The sequence below is a fragment of the Coprococcus sp. RTP21428st1_C9_RTP21428_210409 genome (assembly GCF_040227395.1).
Lineage (GTDB): Bacteria > Bacillota > Clostridia > Lachnospirales > Lachnospiraceae > Coprococcus > Coprococcus aceti.
This window is the reverse complement of record NZ_JBEHVV010000005.1, coordinates 26127-45604: the sequence shown is the minus strand read 5'-3', so window position 1 is coordinate 45604 and position 19478 is coordinate 26127. Positions and strand designations below refer to the sequence as shown.

18 protein-coding genes and 1 tRNA gene are annotated in these 19478 nt (G+C 43.0%); 18 read left to right on the top strand and 1 reads right to left on the bottom strand.

Annotated features, from left to right (window positions below; all coding sequences use genetic code 11):
- Positions 1–40: 40 nt before the first annotated feature.
- The 3 genes from dtd (at position 41) to ABUA34_RS02120 (ending at position 1661) form a co-directional block, all read left to right on the top strand.
- Positions 41–487, top strand: coding sequence for a D-aminoacyl-tRNA deacylase (gene dtd / locus ABUA34_RS02130; protein ID WP_015534965.1), 447 nt, complete (start codon positions 41–43; stop codon positions 485–487).
- 166 nt (positions 488–653) lie between these two features.
- A complete protein-coding gene (locus ABUA34_RS02125) occupies positions 654–1316 on the top strand; it encodes a DivIVA domain-containing protein (protein WP_055144408.1) in 663 nt (220 codons plus the stop codon).
- A gap of 15 nt (positions 1317–1331) precedes the next feature.
- The gene (locus ABUA34_RS02120) at positions 1332–1661 is read left to right on the top strand and encodes an SCP-2 sterol transfer family (RefSeq protein WP_015534963.1); all 330 of its coding nucleotides are present in this window, start codon (positions 1332–1334) and stop codon (positions 1659–1661) included.
- A gap of 109 nt (positions 1662–1770) precedes the next feature.
- Here the strand turns inward: ABUA34_RS02120 and ABUA34_RS02115 are convergent, their stop codons facing one another.
- Positions 1771–2799: a 3-deoxy-7-phosphoheptulonate synthase gene (locus tag ABUA34_RS02115; protein ID WP_022216437.1), complete on the bottom strand. Its 1029-nt coding sequence runs from the start codon at positions 2797–2799 to the stop codon at positions 1771–1773.
- 149 nt (positions 2800–2948) lie between these two features.
- Between ABUA34_RS02115 and ABUA34_RS02110 the strand changes: the two genes are divergently transcribed.
- The 15 genes from ABUA34_RS02110 (at position 2949) to ABUA34_RS02040 (ending at position 19422) form a co-directional block, all read left to right on the top strand.
- Complete coding sequence (locus ABUA34_RS02110) at positions 2949–4196, top strand: D-alanyl-D-alanine carboxypeptidase family protein (protein WP_238050284.1); 1248 nt, start codon at positions 2949–2951, stop codon at positions 4194–4196.
- Positions 4197–4206: 10 nt separating this feature from the next.
- Complete coding sequence (locus ABUA34_RS02105; RefSeq protein ID WP_022216439.1) at positions 4207–5061, top strand: metallophosphoesterase; 855 nt, start codon at positions 4207–4209, stop codon at positions 5059–5061.
- 126 nt (positions 5062–5187) lie between these two features.
- The gene (locus ABUA34_RS02100; protein ID WP_161171927.1) at positions 5188–6792 is read left to right on the top strand and encodes a L,D-transpeptidase family protein; all 1605 of its coding nucleotides are present in this window, start codon (positions 5188–5190) and stop codon (positions 6790–6792) included.
- A gap of 9 nt (positions 6793–6801) precedes the next feature.
- Positions 6802–6889 (top strand) — tRNA-Ser (locus ABUA34_RS02095).
- Positions 6890–6957: 68 nt separating this feature from the next.
- A complete protein-coding gene (locus tag ABUA34_RS02090; protein ID WP_349822777.1) occupies positions 6958–7773 on the top strand; it encodes a purine-nucleoside phosphorylase in 816 nt (271 codons plus the stop codon).
- A 15-nt stretch (positions 7774–7788) separates the two neighbouring features.
- Positions 7789–8271 (top strand): ribonuclease HI, encoded by a 483-nt coding sequence (rnhA, locus tag ABUA34_RS02085; RefSeq protein WP_022216442.1) that lies wholly within the window; start codon positions 7789–7791, stop codon positions 8269–8271.
- Between the two features lie 17 nt (positions 8272–8288).
- A complete protein-coding gene (locus tag ABUA34_RS02080) occupies positions 8289–10715 on the top strand; it encodes a homocysteine S-methyltransferase family protein (RefSeq protein ID WP_349822776.1) in 2427 nt (808 codons plus the stop codon).
- Positions 10716–10901: 186 nt separating this feature from the next.
- The gene (ilvN, locus tag ABUA34_RS02075) at positions 10902–11378 is read left to right on the top strand and encodes an acetolactate synthase small subunit (protein ID WP_015534958.1); all 477 of its coding nucleotides are present in this window, start codon (positions 10902–10904) and stop codon (positions 11376–11378) included.
- Between the two features lie 70 nt (positions 11379–11448).
- On the top strand, positions 11449–12474 hold the full coding sequence (gene ilvC, locus ABUA34_RS02070) for a ketol-acid reductoisomerase (RefSeq protein ID WP_015534957.1): 1026 nt from the start codon (positions 11449–11451) through the stop codon (positions 12472–12474).
- A 203-nt stretch (positions 12475–12677) separates the two neighbouring features.
- Positions 12678–13175 (top strand): transcription elongation factor GreA, encoded by a 498-nt coding sequence (greA, locus tag ABUA34_RS02065; RefSeq protein ID WP_015534956.1) that lies wholly within the window; start codon positions 12678–12680, stop codon positions 13173–13175.
- Between the two features lie 9 nt (positions 13176–13184).
- Positions 13185–13724: an anti-sigma factor family protein gene (locus ABUA34_RS02060; RefSeq protein WP_022216444.1), complete on the top strand. Its 540-nt coding sequence runs from the start codon at positions 13185–13187 to the stop codon at positions 13722–13724.
- A gap of 42 nt (positions 13725–13766) precedes the next feature.
- A complete protein-coding gene (gene polA / locus ABUA34_RS02055; protein WP_349822775.1) occupies positions 13767–16412 on the top strand; it encodes a DNA polymerase I in 2646 nt (881 codons plus the stop codon).
- 1 nt (position 16413) lies between these two features.
- A complete protein-coding gene (coaE, locus tag ABUA34_RS02050) occupies positions 16414–17007 on the top strand; it encodes a dephospho-CoA kinase (protein WP_015534955.1) in 594 nt (197 codons plus the stop codon).
- A gap of 132 nt (positions 17008–17139) precedes the next feature.
- Complete coding sequence (gene pta, locus ABUA34_RS02045; RefSeq protein WP_015534954.1) at positions 17140–18171, top strand: phosphate acetyltransferase; 1032 nt, start codon at positions 17140–17142, stop codon at positions 18169–18171.
- 57 nt (positions 18172–18228) lie between these two features.
- Positions 18229–19422, top strand: coding sequence for an acetate/propionate family kinase (locus ABUA34_RS02040; protein WP_117548948.1), 1194 nt, complete (start codon positions 18229–18231; stop codon positions 19420–19422).
- Positions 19423–19478 lie beyond the last annotated feature (56 nt).

Sequence of the window (19478 nt, the reverse complement as noted above, 5' to 3'; positions counted from 1 at the left end):
GTAAAATAGTCTGTAAAAAGACTATGAAAGGATCCGTAAAATGAAATTTGTTATACAGCGTGTCAATCACGCATCAGTCGAGGTAGATGGAAATATGATAGGCAGCATCCAGAAAGGTTTTCTGGTGTTTGTCGGAGTATACGATTCGGATACCAGAGAGATCGCTGACAAGATGATAAACAAACTTGTGAAGATGAGGATATTTGCCGACGAAAATGGCAAGACAAATCTTGACATAAACAGTGTAAACGGCCAACTCCTGATCGTTTCACAGTTTACCTTGTGCGCAGACTGCCGGAAGGGCAACAGACCATCATTTACTGGTGCAGGAGCGCCTGATATGGCCAATGAGATGTATGAGTATATAATTGAAAGATGCCGTGAGTTTGTTCCTGTGGTGGAACATGGAGAATTTGGTGCAGATATGAAAGTGGATCTGTCCAATGATGGGCCATTTACCATATTACTTGACAGTAATGAATTGTAATATATCCATGATTTGCCGAAAAAATTGTAATATATTGGGAAAATTTTATAAAATCCAACAATATTGTTGAAAAAATGAATATTTGTTAATATAATTACAAGTGGAGTTTCTATATGCAAAGGATAATATTATAGAGAGAACTAATACTGAAAAGGAGAACTATACAATGACAAAGGATCAGATTGAATCTAAAACCTTTAAAAAAGGACTTTTTGGATATAATAAGGATGAGGTTAACAGCTTCCTGCGCTCAGTTGCAGAAGATTATGCAGAACTTGAGACAAAGTATGCAGCTCTTGAGTCAGAGAACGAAGTGTCAAAGAAGAACCTTATGGAGAACAGCGTAAAGATTTATGAGCTTGAGAAGCAGCTCGAGCAGGCTGCTCCTGGTTCCAAGAAGGAAGCCAACGCAGCAAATGCTGAGGCTAACAAGATAATAAACGATGCTAAGAAGAAGGCTAACGAGGTTATCGCAAATGCAAAGGCTGAGCTTGCCAAGCTCAAGGAAGAGATGGAGACACTCAAGAGCGGATCAAGTGCAAAGGTTGCTGAGGCTGCAAATAAGGTTGAAGCTGCAGTTGAGGCGGATCCTATAACAAAGCTTAAGATGAAGTCGCAGGGCGGAGATGCACCTCAGAAGCTTAAGATGACACCAAAGGCTGCTCCAGAGGCAGAGCCAAAGCCGGCAGCATTCACAGGTAAGAGTGCTCAGGCTGCTCAGGAGGAAGAAGAGGAAGAACTTATTGTTGGTGAAGTAGAAGAAGGAGTAAAGCGTAATCAGGTACTTATCGGAGATGGCGATGAGGATGCAGACTTCGAGTTCTTATAAAGATTGGGTGTTTATATGACGTATAAAGAATGCGTGGAGTGTATCGACGGCGTTCTCAGTTCTTTGGAATTGGCGGATATTGATGATTGTTGTCTTCAGTTCAATGTTATCGGCAATGATAGTGGGGTGTTCTACATAGATATAAGGGATCATGTTGCCAGATTAACAGAGAATTCGGACAGGGAGTATAAGGTTAAATATGTATTTACAGTTCCAGTTCTTTCAAGACTTTTGAGAAGAGTTGTCGATCCGATGTATGCGTATACTACAAGTAAATATAAGATGATGGGAGATGTGTCTTTGGGAAGATGCATACTCGTCAAACTCTGCGAGGCTTCGGCCTGACAGATAAATAAAGAAAACCGGTGGTATCATGATAGATCCGCCGGTTTTCTTTTGTTGTATAAGCACAGCATGTGTAATTGTATAAGCGCGCAGGCTTAAAATGTATTTTTTACAGAAGATCAGCAACTTCTTTGAGAAGTCTCTCTGTCTTATCCCATCCAAGACAAGGATCTGTGATAGACTTACCATAGCATCCACCATCTACTGGCTGGTTGCCGTCTTCGATATAACTCTCAACCATAACACCCTTTACAAGATTCTTGATCTCAGAATCGTAATTCCTGCTGTGGATTATCTCTTTGACAATTCTTGGCTGTTCAATAAATTTCTTGCCAGAATTATTGTGGTTGGCATCAACTATACATGCATGATTTACGAGGTTGAACTTCTTGTATGTGTCAGCAAGGAGCCTGAGATCCTCATAGTGATAATTGGATATAGACTGTCCATGCTTATTCAGTGCACCTCTCAATATACAATGTGTCAAAGGATTTCCGTCTGTATGTGCCTCCCATCCAGAATAAAGGAATGTGTGGTGATGCTGTCCTGCTATACAGGAATTCATCATAACGTTGTAGTCACCACTTGTAGGATTCTTCATACCTACAGGAACATCCATTCCACTTGCGGTAAGTCTGTGCTGCTGATCCTCAACAGAACGTGCGCCTATGGCAACGTAAGAGAGGATATCATCTACATACTGCCAGTTTTCTGAATAAAGCATCTCATCAGCAGCGGTAAGTCCTGTCTCCCTGATAGCTCTTATATGCATTTTTCTGATGGCGTAAAGGCCCTCGAGCATGTCTGATGCCTTTGTAGGATCAGGCTGATGGAGCATTCCTTTGTAACCATCACCAGTAGTTCTTGGCTTGTTAGTATATATACGTGGAATGACCAGTATCTTATCCTTAACTTCATCTGCAACCTTTGCAAGACGATTCTGATAATCGCAAACAGCATCCTCATTATCTGCTGAACAAGGTCCGATAATAAATATAAATCGGTCATCATCGCCTACGAAAATTTTTCTGATTTCTTCATCTCTTCTGGCTTTGATGGCTTTCAACTCGCTTGAAAGAGGGTATAGTTCCTTGATCTCATCGCCAGTTGGTACTCGTTTAACTAATTTCATACTCATGAAACATGTCCTCCTTTTTTCTAGCCATTGATTATATCAGAAAAACTTTACAAAATAAAGAAAATAATACTATATTGGTGGGATAAAAAGTCATATTGCCGGATAAATGCATAATATAATATATAAACAGAAACTGAAAGAGGAGTTGTATGCTGCATTTTCCGGATAGAAAAAAGATGGGCAGGAAGAAAAATATCAGAAGATTATCTGTTATAACGGTACTCATCTTTATCATATTTGCAAACACAATGAGTACGAATCTTATGGTATATGCAGAGGAACAGACAGAGACTCAGGCGGCAGACCAGACAGAAGTTCTGGAGGTGAAATCTCCAAGCTGTATACTCGTTGAGGCATCCACAGGTCAGGTGTTATTTGAAAAAAACTGTGATGAAGCCATGGCTCCGGCTTCGGTTACAAAGGTTATGACGCTTCTTCTGGCTTTTGAGGCGATAGAGGCCGGACAAATGACTTTTGATGATATTGTAACTGTGAGTGAACATGCTGCGTCCATGGGCGGATCGCAATGCTTCTTTGAGGCAGGAGAAGAACAGACTGTTGAAGATATGATAAAGTGTATTATAATTGCATCCGGAAACGATGCGGCTGTTGCCATGGCGGAAAAGGTTGCCGGAAGCGAAGAAGCGTTTGTGAAAAAGATGAATGAGAGGGCTGCTGAGCTGGGGATGACAAATGCAAGTTTCAAAAATGCGTGTGGTCTGGATGCGGATGGACATAAAATGTCAGCACGGGATATCTCCATAATGTCCAGAGAACTCATAACAAAATATCCTGCCATCTTTGATTATTCAGGCATATGGATGGATTCGATCATACATAAAACACGAAGGGGCGAGAGTCAGTTTGATCTCGTCAACACAAATAAATTTTTGAATATGTATACAGGAGCAACCGGCCTTAAGACAGGTTTCACAAATACCGCAAAATATTGCATGTCGGCGACTGCTGAGAAGGACGGCATACAGCTTATTGCTGTCATCATGGGAGCTGATACAAAGGATATCAGAAACAAAGACGCCTGCATGCTGCTTGATTATGGATATTCGATGTGCCAGAAATATACAGATCTGAATATTCTTCAAGAAAAAGAGATTTCCATAGACAATGGCACCGAAAGTTGTGTTACAATTAAGACCGACTCACAATTCACCGGGATCCTGCTTGCGGGAGAACACGCGGAGGATGTGAAGAAGAAACTGGAGATGAGAGATCCGCTGACTGCCCCGGTTGACAGTGGTGAAGAGCTTGGAAAGATGAGCTATTATATTGGCGAGAGGTGCATCGGTTCAGTGCCGATATATGCGGCGGAGAAGGTTGATTCCATGAGTATGAAGTACGCTTTCGTTAAAGTGCTCAAGTTACAATTTACATATTGAGGTTAAATACATGAGGATTTTTTTAGTTGTAGTTATCGTACTATGCATTATAACGCTTGTTAATGTTTTGATAGAGAGTTACCGCGAAAACAGAAGAATCTCGTTTTCAAATTATCAACTGCATGACAGGAGAATAAGAAAAAAAGCCCGGATAGTCATGATATCAGATCTCCACAATGCGGAATTTGGAAAGGACAATGAGAAGCTTATAAGCTGTATAGAAAAGATCAATCCGGATTTCATATTGGTGGCGGGGGATATAATAGTCGGAAAGCCGGGACTTACAGTAGATATAGGTATACATTTCCTGAATGAACTTGGCAAGCGTTTTCCTGTGTATATGGGAAAAGGAAATCATGAGATGCGCGCATCCATATATGAAAAATATGGTGATATGTGGAACAGGTTATATGAAGGAACAAAAGATAACATCACCTGGCTTATAAATGAAAGTGTTCATCTTGATGAATACAATGTCACGATATACGGACTTGACATGAAGACGGAATATTACAGAAGATTCAAAAAGCTCGATATGGATGAAGAGTATTTGCTGAATGAACTTCCACCGATAAGCAGATCCGATTACAATATACTTATAGGACATGATCCTGATTATTTTGAAGAATATTCCCGATGGGGCGCTGATCTTACTGTATCCGGCCATGTACATGGTGGACTTGTGATCCTGCCATTTCTCGGGGGCGTGATATCGCCTATGATCAGACTGTTTCCAAAGTACTATAAGGGGTTATATTCCTGCGATGGACATAATATGATAGTCTGTGCAGGACTCGGACTTCACACTATCCGAATCAGAGTTAATAACGAACCGGATCTGGTGACCATCAATTTGTCCAGATAACAGTGCGTTAGCCTCTTATATTTAAACATAATTAAGAGTTGAATTATAGTAATATAGCATATAATATTATGTATGTTGGATGTAAGTTCGCATGGAATTATGTGCGAAGGGGAAGAGCGTGATTTTATGAACAATAACACAGATGATAACAATATAGATAAAGATAATGTGAACACTGATGCCGCTGAAGAGATAGTTGCTGAAGAGACAATATTCGGGGGGACAGAGACCGAACCGGAGACTGCGGCATCGGATGCAGCCATTCCCGATGGAGCAGGGATACCGATATTCCCAGATAATGAAGCTTCTGATGAAGCGGACGAACCGGATGACAAGCCTGCAAAAAAGACTCACAGGGCTTTGAAGATCACAGCGGCTATATTTGGAGCGGTGGTCGTATGTACATATATAGTTATATCGATATGGTTCATGTTCCATTACAACTACAAGACATACATCAATGATATAGACTATTCGTTTTACTCACTTGATGATGTCGATGCATACATAGAGAGTTACATACAGGATTATTCCCTCACACTCAAGCTCAGGGGCGGTGAGGAACATGTCATAAAACCAGAAGATATATCGCTTGATATAAAGCCGAATATAACAGCCAAGAAGATCATAAGCGAACAAAATGGTTTCCTCTGGCCTTATTACATGCTAAAGAGAAAAGATTATGACCTTTACTATTCAGCGTCGTATGACAAGGATGCTCTCGAGAATCTTTTGAAGAGCTATGACAGTCTTGACGAGTCCAAGATGGAGAAACCGGAAGATGCCTATGTTACGATCAAGGATGGAGAATCAACAATTATTCCTGAATCTGAAGGAAATTATCTTGATTTTGACAGATTATGCTGTATAATAGATGAGGCGATTGTTAAAGGTGAATCCGTGCTTGATGTATCGGAAAGTGACGCATACGAGAGTCCTGAGCTCACAGCCGACAGTGAAGAGATAGTAAATGAGCAGAAGGAACTTGCAAAGATCCTTGAGATGACCATTACATATGAGATAGATCAGGTGTCATGGAAGCTTACCAGCAAGGAATATGGCGACTGGATCAGCAACGTAAAAGGAAAATGGAAATTCTCAGAAGACAAGGTGCGTGAGTATGTCGAGAATATCGCAAGCAGATACGATACATACGGTGTGCCGAGGAATTTCAGAACTCATAATGGTGATGTCATCACTCTGGCGAATACCTGGTATGGCTGGATGATCGATGTGGACGGTGAGACAGAAGAGCTCATGAAGCTTCTTGAAGCCGGAGAGTCCACAACACATACACCGCCGTTTGACTGCTACGCTGCAGTTTATCACGATGGCGGCGATGATATCGGTGATTCATATATCGAATGTGATTTTGGCCAGCAGCATGTATATGCATATGTAGACGGCAATCTTGTGTGGGATTCCGACTGCGTAACCGGAAGCCTTGCAAACAATGGCAAATACAGAACACCTGAAGGTGTATATACGATCCTGTATAAGAAGACACCTGCTGTGCTTATCGGCGATGACTATGAGACTCCTGTAACATACTGGATGCCATTCATAGGCGAGCTGGGAATCGGATTCCATGATGCATCGTGGAGAAGTTCATTCGGCGGTGATATATACAAGAACAGCGGATCCCATGGATGTGTAAATCTTCCTGTATCCGCGGCAGAACAGTTGTTTAATATAGTATATGACGGAATGCCTGTCATCTGCTATTATTAAAGTGTAATTGGAGACGTACCCAAGAGGTTGAAGGGTCCGCACTCGAAATGCGGTAGGTCGGGCAACCGGCGCGAGGGTTCAAATCCCTCCGTCTCCGTTATAACTTATATAGATCCTGGTCAGGAATAATATCCTGACCTTGTTTTGTATTATGGGGGTGATGATTTGGTAACATACGATCAGTTGACGGAGGCTGCCTCGTATTTGAGACATGCGATAGGAGATGTTCCTGATATAGCCTTTATCCTGGGCAGTGGTCTGGGACATATGGCGGACGTTATTGAGAACCCTGTGTATGTGGATTACGGAGATATTCCACATTTTCCTGTATCTACAGTAGCAGGACACAGAGGCCGCTTCGTATACGGATGTATCCACGGGAAAAAGGTCCTTATCATGCAGGGACGGGTCCATTATTATGAAGGATACGATATGAGCCAGGTTGTTATGCCTGTCCGTGTCATGGGGCTGCTTGGTGTAGATAAACTTCTGCTCACAAATGCTGCAGGCGGAATATCTGAGAAGCTTGAGTCGGGCGATATCATGATGATAAGTGATCACATTTCAACATTTGTACCATCGCCACTCATTTGCAGTTACTATAATAAATTGGGTGTGAGATTTCCCGATATGACACATGTCTACGATGTGGAGCTGAATAGCTATATCAGAGAAGCATTTGCTGAAAATGATATTGATTTCAGGTCGGGTGTATATATTCAGGTCACCGGTCCTCAGTATGAGACTCCTGCAGAGATAAGAATGTTTGCGCGAATGGGAGCAGATGCAGTTGGAATGAGCACTGTATGTGAAGCTATAGCTGCAAGACATATGGGAATGCGTGTCGCAGGTCTTTCCTCAATATGCAACAAAGCTGCAGGCCTCGGCGGAGAGCTTTCGCACGAGGAGATCATTGCGGCGGGCGATGAAGCGTCAGGAAGACTTGTTCGTATCATAGACTCATTTATACAGAAAATATAATTATGGAGATCATATATGGATGTAATATTGTACACTGATGGATCTGCCAGAGGCAATCCAAATGGACCTGGTGGATATGGTGCTGTTCTTCAGTTTATCGATGCAAAGGGACAGCTTCATGAGAGAGAATACAGCCAGGGATATATAAAGACAACAAACAATAGAATGGAGCTTATGGCGGCGATAGTCGGGCTTGAGGCTCTTATAAAGCCATGTAATGTGAAATTGTATTCAGATTCACAGTATCTGTGCAACGCATTTAACCAGCACTGGATAGAGGGCTGGATCAAAAAAGGCTGGAAGCGCGGCAAGAATGAACCGGTCAAAAACCGGGATCTGTGGGAACGTCTGCTTGCAGCAAAAGCACCACACAACGTGGAATTCCTGTGGGTCAAAGGTCATGCCGGCAACCCTGGAAATGAGAGATGTGACATGCTGGCAACAGCAGCCGCAGACGGCGATGGAAAAATAACTGATGAAGGTCTGGATCAGGCCTGAGTACGAGGAGATAAGACATGAAAAAGGCAGATTTCAGAAAACTGTTTGATGATAAGATACTTATACTTGATGGAGCCACAGGAACAAATCTTATGAATGCAGGCATGCCTCTTGGCGTGTGCCCCGAGAAATGGATACTTGAACATCCACAGATAATGTTTGACCTCCAGGTTGCATATCTGAACGCCGGCACAGATATTCTGTATGCTCCAACCTTTACATGTAACAGGATAAAACTCAACGAGTATGGGCTTGCCGATGACCTTGAGGACATGAACAGAAGACTTGTAGAATTGTCTAAGGAAGCGGTCAAGGCTGCAGGTCATGGCCTCGTGGCGGGCGATATCACCATGACCGGAGAGATGCTCTATCCTATGGGAAAACTGAAGTTTGAAGAGCTGGTCGACGTATATAAGGAACAGATAAAGGTCATAGACGAGAGTGGTTGTGACCTGCTTGTGGTCGAGACCATGATGAGCCTCGCTGAGACCAGAGCTGCGGTTATTGCGGCAAATGAAGTGTCAGATCTCCCTATAATCGCCAGCCTTACATTCAACGAGGATGGACGTACCCTGTATGGAACCGATCCTGTGACAGCAGTAAATGTTCTTCAGAATCTTGGAGTGGCAGCTATAGGTGTAAACTGTTCCACAGGCCCTGATAAGATGGTCGAGCTTGTTAGACAGATGAAGAGCATCGCATTTATCCCTGTATTTGCAAAGCCGAACGCCGGAATGCCGGAGCTTGTAAATGATAAAAGCGTATATCGGATGACCCCTGAGGAATTTGCTGAAGATATGAAGATGATAATCGAGGCCGGGGCCGGAATGGCTGGTGGCTGTTGCGGTACGAGACCTGAACACATAAAGGCTCTTGCTGATATGGCTTCCAAGATGCCTGTTCCTGAGATAAGTTCAGAGCATGTCAGATGTATATCATCTGAGCGTTCATCTCTCATAATAGATCTGGATGCTCCGTTTAAGGTTGTTGGAGAGAGAATCAACCCGACTGGAAAGAAGAAGCTTCAGGCTGAGCTCAGGGAGGGATCTCTTGAGCTTGTCATGAATATGGCCGAAGAGCAGGTAGATAAAGGCGCTTCAATACTTGATATCAATGTCGGTATGAATGGTATCGATGAGAGAGATATGATGCTTAAGGTAGTATATCAGGTATCGCAGGCTGTAAACCTTCCGTTATGCCTTGATTCCAGCTCACCAGAGGTACTTGAGGCGGCACTTCGTATCTATCCGGGACGTGCGCTTGTCAATTCAGTATCCCTTGAGAAGGTGAAGATGGAAGAGATACTGCCTCTTGTAAAGAAGTACGGAGCTATGTTTATTCTTCTTCCTCTGTCGGATAAGGGGCTTCCGGAGAGTCCACAGGAGAAGGAGGACATAATCAACACGGTGCTTGGCACTGCGTATGAGATGGGATTTACGAAGAATGATGTGGTTGTGGACGGACTTGTTGCAACGGTCGGTGCCCAGAAGGACGCTGCCATCAACTGCCTGAAAACCATAAACTACTGTTATAACAACGGACTTGCAACCATCTGTGGTCTGTCCAACATTTCATTTGGACTTCCTGAGAGAATGTTTGTAAATACAGCATTCCTCACCATGGCTATCTCTCGTGGACTTACGATGGCTATAGCAAATCCTTCCCAGACCATGCTCATGAATGCTGCATTTGCTTCTGATATGCTGCTTTTCAAGGAGGAGAGCGATGTCCGTTATATTGAGAATGTCAAACCTCTTGAGCTTGCCTCACCGGGAGCGGGTGCATCCGGCGGCAAAGCAGGATCTGATCTGGAGGGAAAAAGCCAGATATACATAGATGTTCTCAAGGGAAATAAGAGATCAATACTTGACGATGTACACGCTGTGCTTGACAGCGGAGCTGATCCCCAGTCCATCATAGATAACGATCTGATAGGTGCGATAAATGAGGTCGGACGACTCTTCGAGAAGAAAAAATATTTCCTGCCACAGCTCATATCAAGTGCTGAGACCATGGAGATGGCGATAGGTGTTATAAGTCCACTTGTTCTGAAGGACAAGGACAGCTCTGATATGCCTACCATAGTCGTGGCGACAGTTGAGGGCGATATACATGATATAGGTAAGAACCTCGTGGTTCTTATGCTCAGAAACTATGGATTTAATGTTATAGATCTCGGCAAGGATGTTCCTTGTGATGTGATAATACAAGCGGCAAAGGATAATAACGCCAGCATAATCGGACTGTCAGCCCTCATGACAACCACCATGGTCAAGATGAAGGATGTTGTTGAAGCTGTGAAGGAGAATGGCCTGGACAGTAAAGTTGTTATAGGCGGTGCAGTTATAACCGAGAGCTACGCCGAGGAGATCGGTGCGGATGGATATTCCGAGGATGCGGCAAACTGCGTGGTTGTAGTCAAGAATCTTCTGGGCATAGAGTAAATATTTGGAAAAATCCGGATATCTCACTATAAGTTTTGGGGTATTTGTAAATACACAACAAAAATTATCAGAAATAACAGATAAAAATAATTACAAAATTCACGTTATAAATTGACATTAAAGTGGTTTATAACTATAATAATTTAGTACATTTTAAAGAGACGAGTTGAAAGGTGGTACATATAGATGGGTAATATTGTTTTGTCACTGCTTGTTGACAACACATCGGGAGTTTTGAGCAGAGTGTCAGGACTGTTCAGTAGAAGAGGTTATAATATTGACAGTGTGACAGTAGGAGAGACTGAGAATCCCGCTTATTCCAGAATGACTGTTGCAGTTAGCGGCGATGAAGCCAGCCTTATCCAGATCAAGAAACAGCTCAACAAGCTTGAGGATGTAGTGGATATAGTGGAGCTTGAGCCTGGCAAGTCTGTATGCAGAGAGCTCGTTCTTGTCAAGGTTAAAGCGAATCCGTCCGAGAGAAAGGATATTATCTCAGTTGCAGATATTTTCAGAGCGAATATAGTTGACGTTTCCAAAGATTCGGTTATTATAGAACTTACGGGAACAACAACCAAGTGTGAGGCGTTCCTCAGACTGCTCGATGGACATGAGATAGTTGAGCTTGTACGCACAGGTCTCACAGGTCTCATCAGAGGTTAATACGTTTTTAATTATCCAAGTGGTAGTTAATATATAAGTCATTTTATACATATTTAGGAGGATTAAAGAAATGGCAGAAGCAAAGATTTATTATCAGCAGGATTGCAATCTTTCATTACTTGATGGAAAGACAATCGCAATCATAGGATATGGTAGTCAGGGTCATGCACATGCCCTCAACGCTAAGGAGTCAGGATGCAATGTCATCATCGGTCTTTACGAGGGAAGCAAGTCATGGGCTAAGGCTGAGGCACAGGGATTTAAGGTATACACAGCCGCTGAGGCTGCAAAGCAGGCTGATATAATTATGATTCTTATCAACGATGAGTTACAGGCAGATATGTACAAGAAGGATATCGAGCCAAACCTTGAGCCAGGTAACATGCTTATGTTCGCTCATGGTTTCAACATTCACTTCGGTTGTATCAAGCCACCAAAGGATGTTGACGTAACAATGATCGCTCCAAAGGCACCTGGACACACAGTACGTTCAGAGTACCAGGCAGGAAAGGGTACACCTTGTCTTGTTGCTGTAGAGCAGGATGCTACAGGTAAGGCACTTGACCTTGCACTTGCATATGCACTTGCAATCGGTGGAGCAAGAGCCGGCGTTCTTGAGACAACATTCAGAACAGAGACAGAGACAGACCTCTTCGGTGAGCAGGCAGTCCTTTGTGGTGGTGTTTGTGCACTTATGCAGGCTGGTTTCGAGACACTTTGCGAGGCTGGTTATGATCCAAGAAACGCATACTTCGAGTGTATCCATGAGATGAAGCTTATCGTAGACCTTATCTACCAGTCAGGATTCGCTGGAATGAGATATTCAATCTCTAACACAGCAGAGTACGGTGACTATATAACAGGTCCTAAGATCGTTACAGCAGAGACAAAGAAGGCTATGAAGCAGATCCTTAAGGACATCCAGGATGGTTCATTTGCTAAGGAGTTCCTCCTTGACATGTCACCAGCAGGACGTCAGGTTCACTTCAAGGCTATGAGAAAGCTTGCTTCAGAGCATCCATCAGAGAAGGTTGGAGAGCAGATCAGAGCACTTTATAGCTGGAACAACGAGTCAGACAAGCTTATCAACAACTAATTTCTGGTTATATATTTAAACGTATACACTTTACCCGGTAATTACTGCATGCAGTGGTTGCCGGGTATTTTTTTTGAGGACCGTATCCGCACTGGATACAGGCAGCCGCTATGATAACCAGTGCAGCAACACCTCATTTTACTTTGAATGGATTTTGTGATAGTATATATAAAGTATTGCGTTAGATTTGGAGGCGTATCGATATGGGTAAGCAGCTTACAAAAAAAGACATCGAAAAGATGGAACAGGAGATCGAATATAGAAAATGTGTAGTCAGGAAGGAGAAGCTTGAAGCCGTAAAGGAGGCCAGAGCTCAGGGGGATCTCAGTGAGAATTTCGAATATTATGCAGCAAAGAAAGACAAGAATGCCAATGAGCGAAGGATCAGATATCTGGACAGGCTTGTCAGGACTGCAGATATAATAGATGATACTTCAGCAGACGATGAGGTTGGAATTGATAACACGGTAACCGTTTATTTTGAGGATGACGACGAGGAGGAAACATACAGAGTTGTCACAAGCGTTCGTGCTGATGTGCTTGACGGAAGGGTGAGCAACGTATCACCTATAGGCAGGGCGATTATGGGACACAAGGTTGGCGACAGAGTCCAGGTCGTTCCAGAGAAGGGTGAACCGTATTATCTAGTCATAAGAAAGATTGAAAACACACAGGATGATGGATCATTTGAGATTAACTAGGTGGATCATATGAATTGTTTGGAAGCACAGTCAAAGATAATGGCGTTTATTGAGAATAAACTCCCTGACGATGAACTCAGAGAGTTTATTAAGCATGTCAGATCATGCAAAAACTGCTATGAAGAGCTGGATATCTATTACACGCTTATAGTTGGTATGAAACAACTGGACGAGTCTGATAATATATCTACAGATTTTAAGAATGCCCTGGATAAGCATCTTGAGGAAGAGATGAACAGACTTACCACGGTAAAGAGAATAGCAAATTCCACGATACTGGTCGGAATTGCAGCCGTTGTTGCCGGACTTATATGGCTGTACAGCGGTGCTCTTGACAAGGTCTACAACTATGAACAGAATTCCAAACTCAGTGAGCAACCTGAATACTATTATGCTGAATTCTTTGGCTCAAGACTTTTGGACGATTCCCGCTATGATCTCAGTGATATCGACAGATATTACGAAGAACAAAACAAAGTCAGGGATGAAAGTACGGAATTTATGCAGAATATCAAAAAATATAATGCAAATCATAAGGGTATCGAATAGTCAGAATACTCTATGGCGAGCGGTAAATAAGAGGAGGTTTTCATGCCAGATACAGGTAAAAAGATATTGATAATAGATGGACACAGCATACTTAACAGAGCTTTTTACGGGCTTCCGGATCTCACCAACTATGAGGGACTTCACACGAATGCTGTCCTCGGTTTTCTTAATATTATATTCAAGATAATCGACGAAGAGAATCCGACAAATGTATGCGTGGCATTTGACGTTAAACAGCCTACATTCAGACATCTTGTGTACAAAGAGTATAAGGGCACAAGAAAGCCTATGCCGGATGAACTGCGGGAGCAGGTACCACTCATAAAAGAAGTCTTGACAGCGATGAACGTCACCATAGTTGAGAAGGGTGGTTATGAGGCTGATGACATTATAGGAACATTGTCAAGAGTTGCAGATTCTGCCGGATACAAAGTCGTGATAGTATCGGGTGACAGGGATCTTCTTCAGCTTGCAACAGACAATATCCTCGTCCGTATTCCGAAGACAAAAGCAGGCGGAACCACGATAGAGAACTATTACGCAGACGATGTGAAGGATCTCTATGGAGTTACCCCAGTCCAGTTTATAGATATGAAGGGACTTATGGGTGATACGTCAGATAACATCCCGGGGGTTCCTGGAATAGGTGAAAAGACCGCCTCAAAGATCATTCAGCAGTGGGGATCTGTGGCAGGAGCTCTTGAACATATAGACGAGATCAAGCCTCCTAAAGCCCAGAAAAATCTTGCGGAGTTCTCAGAACAGGCAATAATGTCCAGAGAGCTTGCAGCGATCAAGCTTGACTGTGAACTGGATTTCAAGCTTGAGGATACCACATATGAGAATGCGTTTAATGACAATTCATACAACATTTTCAAAAGACTGGAATTCAAGAGTCTCTTAAAGAAGTTTGACAACCAGCAGACTGTAAGTGAACTGAAACCGGATATAACAGTGGTAAATTCTACAGCCGACTTTGCTCATATCGAGGATGCTGCAAAGAAATCAGGAGCTGTCGGTGTATACGTTGCCCACAGTGATGACATGATGCTCGGCATAGCCGTTGCCTGTGATTCAAAGGATGTGTACGTGATAAACTGTTCATCGGGTATAGATCCTGATGAGGCAGTCAAATTTATATACGATCTGAAGAATGCCGGAATCATCATATGCATGGAGGATCTTAAGAGCGCGCTGAAATATGTAGATTTTCATGAATGTGACACAAATGTACTTGATATAGGAGTGGCAGCATATCTCCTCAATCCGATGGAGGATTCATACGATTACGATGATGTCGCAAAGGAATATCTTGGCAACATACTTCCTTCTGAGAAGGAACTCATCGGCAAAGATGAATTGAATATATTTACATTTATAAGTGATAATTTCCTTGAAGTATTTTCGTACAAGGCGGTCGTTCCGCTCCTTGCAAAGGATATCGTCATGGATAAGCTTGCCAAAGAAGGCATGCTTGAATTGTACAATAAGGTTGAGCTCCCTACCGTTTACACCTTATACGACATGGAAAAACGCGGAATAAGAGTCGATAAGGCAGAGCTTGAGGAATACAGCAAAAAGCTTGAGAAGAGGATTCAGGAGCTTCACGATTCGATAATCGGTTACGCAGGAAAAGAGTTCAATATCAATTCTCCGAAGCAGCTTGGACCTATCCTTTTTGAAGATATGGGCATACCGGGCGGCAAAAAGACCAAGACGGGCTACTCAACAAGTGTGGATGTACTTGAAAAGGTCAAAAACGAACATCCTATCATCGGAGATATTCTGGAATACAGACAGCTCACAAAACTCAATTCCACATACGCAGTGGGACTTGTGAACTATATATCGGATGACGGACGTATTCACGGAACCTTTAACCAGACTATCACGGCAACCGGAAGAATAAGCTCAACAGAGCCTAACCTTCAGAATATACCTATGAAGCTGGAACTCGGAAGACTTATCAGAAAGGCATTTATCCCTAAGGAGGGATATATATTTGTAGATGCCGATTACTCACAGGTAGAGCTTCGTGTACTTGCCCATCTGTCGGGAGATGAGGTTATGAAGAATGCCTTTCTGAATAACGTGGATATTCATGCCACTACGGCATCTGAGGTGTTTGAGGTTCCTATCGATGAGGTTACATCTCTTCAGAGACGGCATGCCAAGGCAGTCAACTTCGGAATCGTGTACGGAATCAGCGCATTTGGTCTGAGTGAGGATTTGGGTATATCCAGAAAAGAGGCTTCAGATTTCATTGCAAAGTATTACGACACCTATAAGAGTATAAAAGCGTATTTGGATGAACAGGTAGCCCACGCAAAGGAAAAAGGCTATGTGACGACCATGTTCGGAAGGATCAGGCCTATCCCTGAGCTGAAGTCATCCAACTTTATGCAGAGGAGTTTTGGCGAGAGGGTTGCCATGAATTCGCCTATACAGGGAACCGCTGCGGACATAATCAAGATCGCCATGGTGAGAGTTAACATGAAGCTCAAGGAGCTCGGACTGAAGTCACAGCTTATCCTGCAGATACACGATGAGCTTCTTATAGAGGCTGCCGAGGATGAAGTAGACATAGTGAAGAAGCTTCTCGTTGATGAGATGATGCATGCCGCAGATATGACCGTACCTCTTGAGGTGGGTGTTGCATCAGGAAATAACTGGTATGAGGCAAAATAATATGAAGATCATAGGAATAACTGGTGGTATCGGTTCTGGAAAAACTGCTGTGCTTGATATAATGCAGCGAGACTACGGAGCATTCATTATGGAGGCCGACGCTCTGGCTCACAGACTCATGGAACCGGGACAGATATCATACAATGACATAGTGGAACACTTTGGAAGAGATATTCTTGATGAAGACAGCAGAATCGACAGAGCAAAGCTTTCAGCGGTCGTTTTCAGCGATCAGAAGCAGCTCGATATCCTCAATTCCATAACCCACCCAAATGTAAAAAAGGCCATTCTTGAATCCATGGAGGAGCAGAAAAAGTCAGGATGCAGACTATACGTTCTTGAAGCTGCACTGCTTATCCAGGATGGGTATTTGGACATCTGCGATGAGATGTGGTATGTCTATGCAGACGTTTCAAAACGAATTGAACGTTTGTGTGCTTATCGCGGATTTACCGATGAAAAAGCAAGAAAAGTCATCGCTTCGCAGGAGCCTGATAGCTATTACGAGAAAAATTGTTCAAAAAAGATAGACAATTCAGGTAATTTAGAAAAATTGAGAAACCAGCTTAAGCTGGCGATGGGAATTGAGTGTTAGATTTTTTTAGTTATTATCACGGATTGTACGGATAAAAAGACAATTTTTTTGGCTATTTCTATTGAGAATAATGGGGCAATGAGTTAAACTTTAACTATGTGTGTTTTCATTATTTCAAAGGGGGAAATAAACATGAAGTTTATTGATCAGTTAAAAGAAAAAGCCAAACAGAATAAGAAAACTATCGTACTGCCTGAGACATCAGACATGAGAACAATCGAGGCAGCCGGCAAGGTATTGGCAGAGGGCATTGCGAACATTATCCTGGTTGGAGACAAGGAAGATATCATGAGCAGAGCTGGTGATATCGATCTCAGCGGAGCATCATTTGTTGACCCTAAGAATTATGAGAAATTTGATGAATACGTGGATGCTTTTGTAGAGATGAGAAGAAAGAAGGGCATGACCGAGGCAAGAGCCAAGGAACTGCTTTTAACAAACCCATTATATTTTGGATGTATGATGGTTAAGCAGGATGATGCAGACGGTATGGTTGCCGGTGCGATCAATGCATCAGCAGATGTGCTCCGTGCAGCACTTCAGACACTGAAGACTGCTCCGGGAACAAGAATCGTATCAGCATTCTTCCTGGTTGTAGTTCCAGATTGTCAGTATGGTGCCAACGGAACATTTGTATTTGCAGATGCAGGACTCAATCAGAGCCCGTCAGCGTCAGAGCTTGCAGATATCGCAGAGCAGTCAGCGAAGTCATTTGAACTTCTGGTTGATGAGACACCTGTTGTGGCTATGCTGTCACATTCAACAAAGGGAAGCGCAAAGCATCCTGACGTTGACAAGGTTATTGAAGCTACAGAGATCGTTAACGCTGAGTTTCCTGACCTTCTGTGTGATGGTGAGCTTCAGTCAGATGCAGCACTCGTTCCTGAGGTTGCAGCATCAAAGGCACCTGGAAGCAAGGTCGCAGGACAAGCGAATGTTCTTGTGTTCCCTGATCTTGATGCAGCGAACATCGGATACAAGCTTGTACAGAGACTCGCAAAGGCTGATGCATATGGTCCTGTTACACAGGGTATTGCAAAGCCTGTAAACGACCTGTCAAGAGGCTGTGTTGCAGACGATATAGTTGGAGTTGTTGCCATAACAGCTATCCAGGCTCAGGCTCAGGAGGACGGCAGAATGAAGGTAACTCCAAAAGAGAGATAGTAAAAGATAATTTTTAAAGATGATTTATTTACACATAAGTTGTGCAGGAGGATTGAAATGAAGGTTCTTGTAATTAATTGTGGTAGTTCATCACTGAAGTATCAGCTTATTGATTCTGATACAGAGGCTGTTATAGCAAAAGGACTGTGTGAGAGGATCGGTATCGACGGAAAGCTCACACATCAGACCATGGGTAAGGATAAGTATACAGTGGATGCCGCTATGCCGGATCACAATGCTGCTGTAAAATTTGTTCTTGACGCTCTTCTTGATACAGATAAGGGAGCTATCGCTTCACTGTCAGAGATCGACGCTGTTGGACACAGAATAGTTCACGGTGGTGAGAAGTTTGCGAATTCAGTAGTTATAACAGACGAAGTAATGGCGGCCATAGAAGAGTGTAATGATCTTGCACCACTTCACAACCCTGCCAACCTCATTGGAATCAGAGCATGTCAGGCACATATGCCGGGTGTTCCTATGGTTGCGGTATTTGATACAGCGTTCCACCAGACCATGCCTGATAAAGCATATACATATGCAATACCTTACGAATATTACGAGAATTATAAGATAAGAAGATACGGTTTCCACGGAACAAGCCACAGCTTTGTATCCAAGAGACTGGCAGAGCTTATAGGCAGGGATATCAAAGATACCAAGCTTATCGTATGCCACCTTGGAAACGGATCAAGTATCACAGCAGTTGACGGCGGTAAGTCAGTGGACACTTCCATGGGACTCACACCTCTTGCAGGTCTTCCTATGGGCACAAGAAGCGGTGATATAGATCCTGCGATTCTTGAGTTCATTGCCGGAAAAGAGGGCAAGAGCGTTGAGGAGATAACAACTATTCTTAATAAGAAGTCAGGTGTATCAGGACTTTCAGGCGTATCAAGTGATTTCAGAGATCTTGACGCCGGCATGAAGGAAGGCAATGACAGATGCCGTCTTGCTCTCGATGTATTCTGCTACAGTGTCAAGAAATATATTGGAGCATATGCAGCCGCAATGGGAGGTCTTGATGCGATAGCGTTTACGGCAGGAATCGGAGAGAACAATCCATATGTAAGAAGAGTTTCAACAATGGATCTTTCATTCATGGGTATCGATATAGATGAGACGAAGAACGAGATCCGCGGCGAAGAGCAGAAGATATCCACTGACGCTTCAAAGGTTCAGGTATGGGTAGTTCCTACAAACGAAGAGCTTGCCATTGCAAGAGAGACTGTAGAGCTTGTTACAAAATAAGTCTTCTGTATAACGACAGGATTCAGTTGACGGAATTGTATAAAAATTTTGCAATA

Excerpts from the sequence above, each read along its gene's own strand:
- ABUA34_RS02120 (WP_015534963.1), top strand. The coding sequence starts at position 1,332 with ATGACGTATAAAGAATGCGTGGAGTGTATCGACGGCGTTCTCAGTTCT.
- ABUA34_RS02115 (WP_022216437.1), bottom strand. The coding sequence starts at position 2,799 with ATGAGTATGAAATTAGTTAAACGAGTACCAACTGGCGATGAGATCAAG.
- ABUA34_RS02125 (WP_055144408.1), top strand. The coding sequence starts at position 654 with ATGACAAAGGATCAGATTGAATCTAAAACCTTTAAAAAAGGACTTTTT.
- ABUA34_RS02105 (WP_022216439.1), top strand. The coding sequence starts at position 4,207 with ATGAGGATTTTTTTAGTTGTAGTTATCGTACTATGCATTATAACGCTT.
- ABUA34_RS02100 (WP_161171927.1), top strand. The coding sequence starts at position 5,188 with ATGAACAATAACACAGATGATAACAATATAGATAAAGATAATGTGAAC.
- ABUA34_RS02110 (WP_238050284.1), top strand. The coding sequence starts at position 2,949 with ATGCTGCATTTTCCGGATAGAAAAAAGATGGGCAGGAAGAAAAATATC.
- pta (WP_015534954.1), top strand. The coding sequence starts at position 17,140 with ATGAAGTTTATTGATCAGTTAAAAGAAAAAGCCAAACAGAATAAGAAA.
- dtd (WP_015534965.1), top strand. The coding sequence starts at position 41 with ATGAAATTTGTTATACAGCGTGTCAATCACGCATCAGTCGAGGTAGAT.
- polA (WP_349822775.1), top strand. The coding sequence starts at position 13,767 with ATGCCAGATACAGGTAAAAAGATATTGATAATAGATGGACACAGCATA.
- greA (WP_015534956.1), top strand. The coding sequence starts at position 12,678 with ATGGGTAAGCAGCTTACAAAAAAAGACATCGAAAAGATGGAACAGGAG.
- rnhA (WP_022216442.1), top strand. The coding sequence starts at position 7,789 with ATGGATGTAATATTGTACACTGATGGATCTGCCAGAGGCAATCCAAAT.
- ABUA34_RS02040 (WP_117548948.1), top strand. The coding sequence starts at position 18,229 with ATGAAGGTTCTTGTAATTAATTGTGGTAGTTCATCACTGAAGTATCAG.
- ABUA34_RS02080 (WP_349822776.1), top strand. The coding sequence starts at position 8,289 with ATGAAAAAGGCAGATTTCAGAAAACTGTTTGATGATAAGATACTTATA.
- ilvN (WP_015534958.1), top strand. The coding sequence starts at position 10,902 with ATGGGTAATATTGTTTTGTCACTGCTTGTTGACAACACATCGGGAGTT.
- ilvC (WP_015534957.1), top strand. The coding sequence starts at position 11,449 with ATGGCAGAAGCAAAGATTTATTATCAGCAGGATTGCAATCTTTCATTA.
- ABUA34_RS02060 (WP_022216444.1), top strand. The coding sequence starts at position 13,185 with ATGAATTGTTTGGAAGCACAGTCAAAGATAATGGCGTTTATTGAGAAT.
- coaE (WP_015534955.1), top strand. The coding sequence starts at position 16,414 with ATGAAGATCATAGGAATAACTGGTGGTATCGGTTCTGGAAAAACTGCT.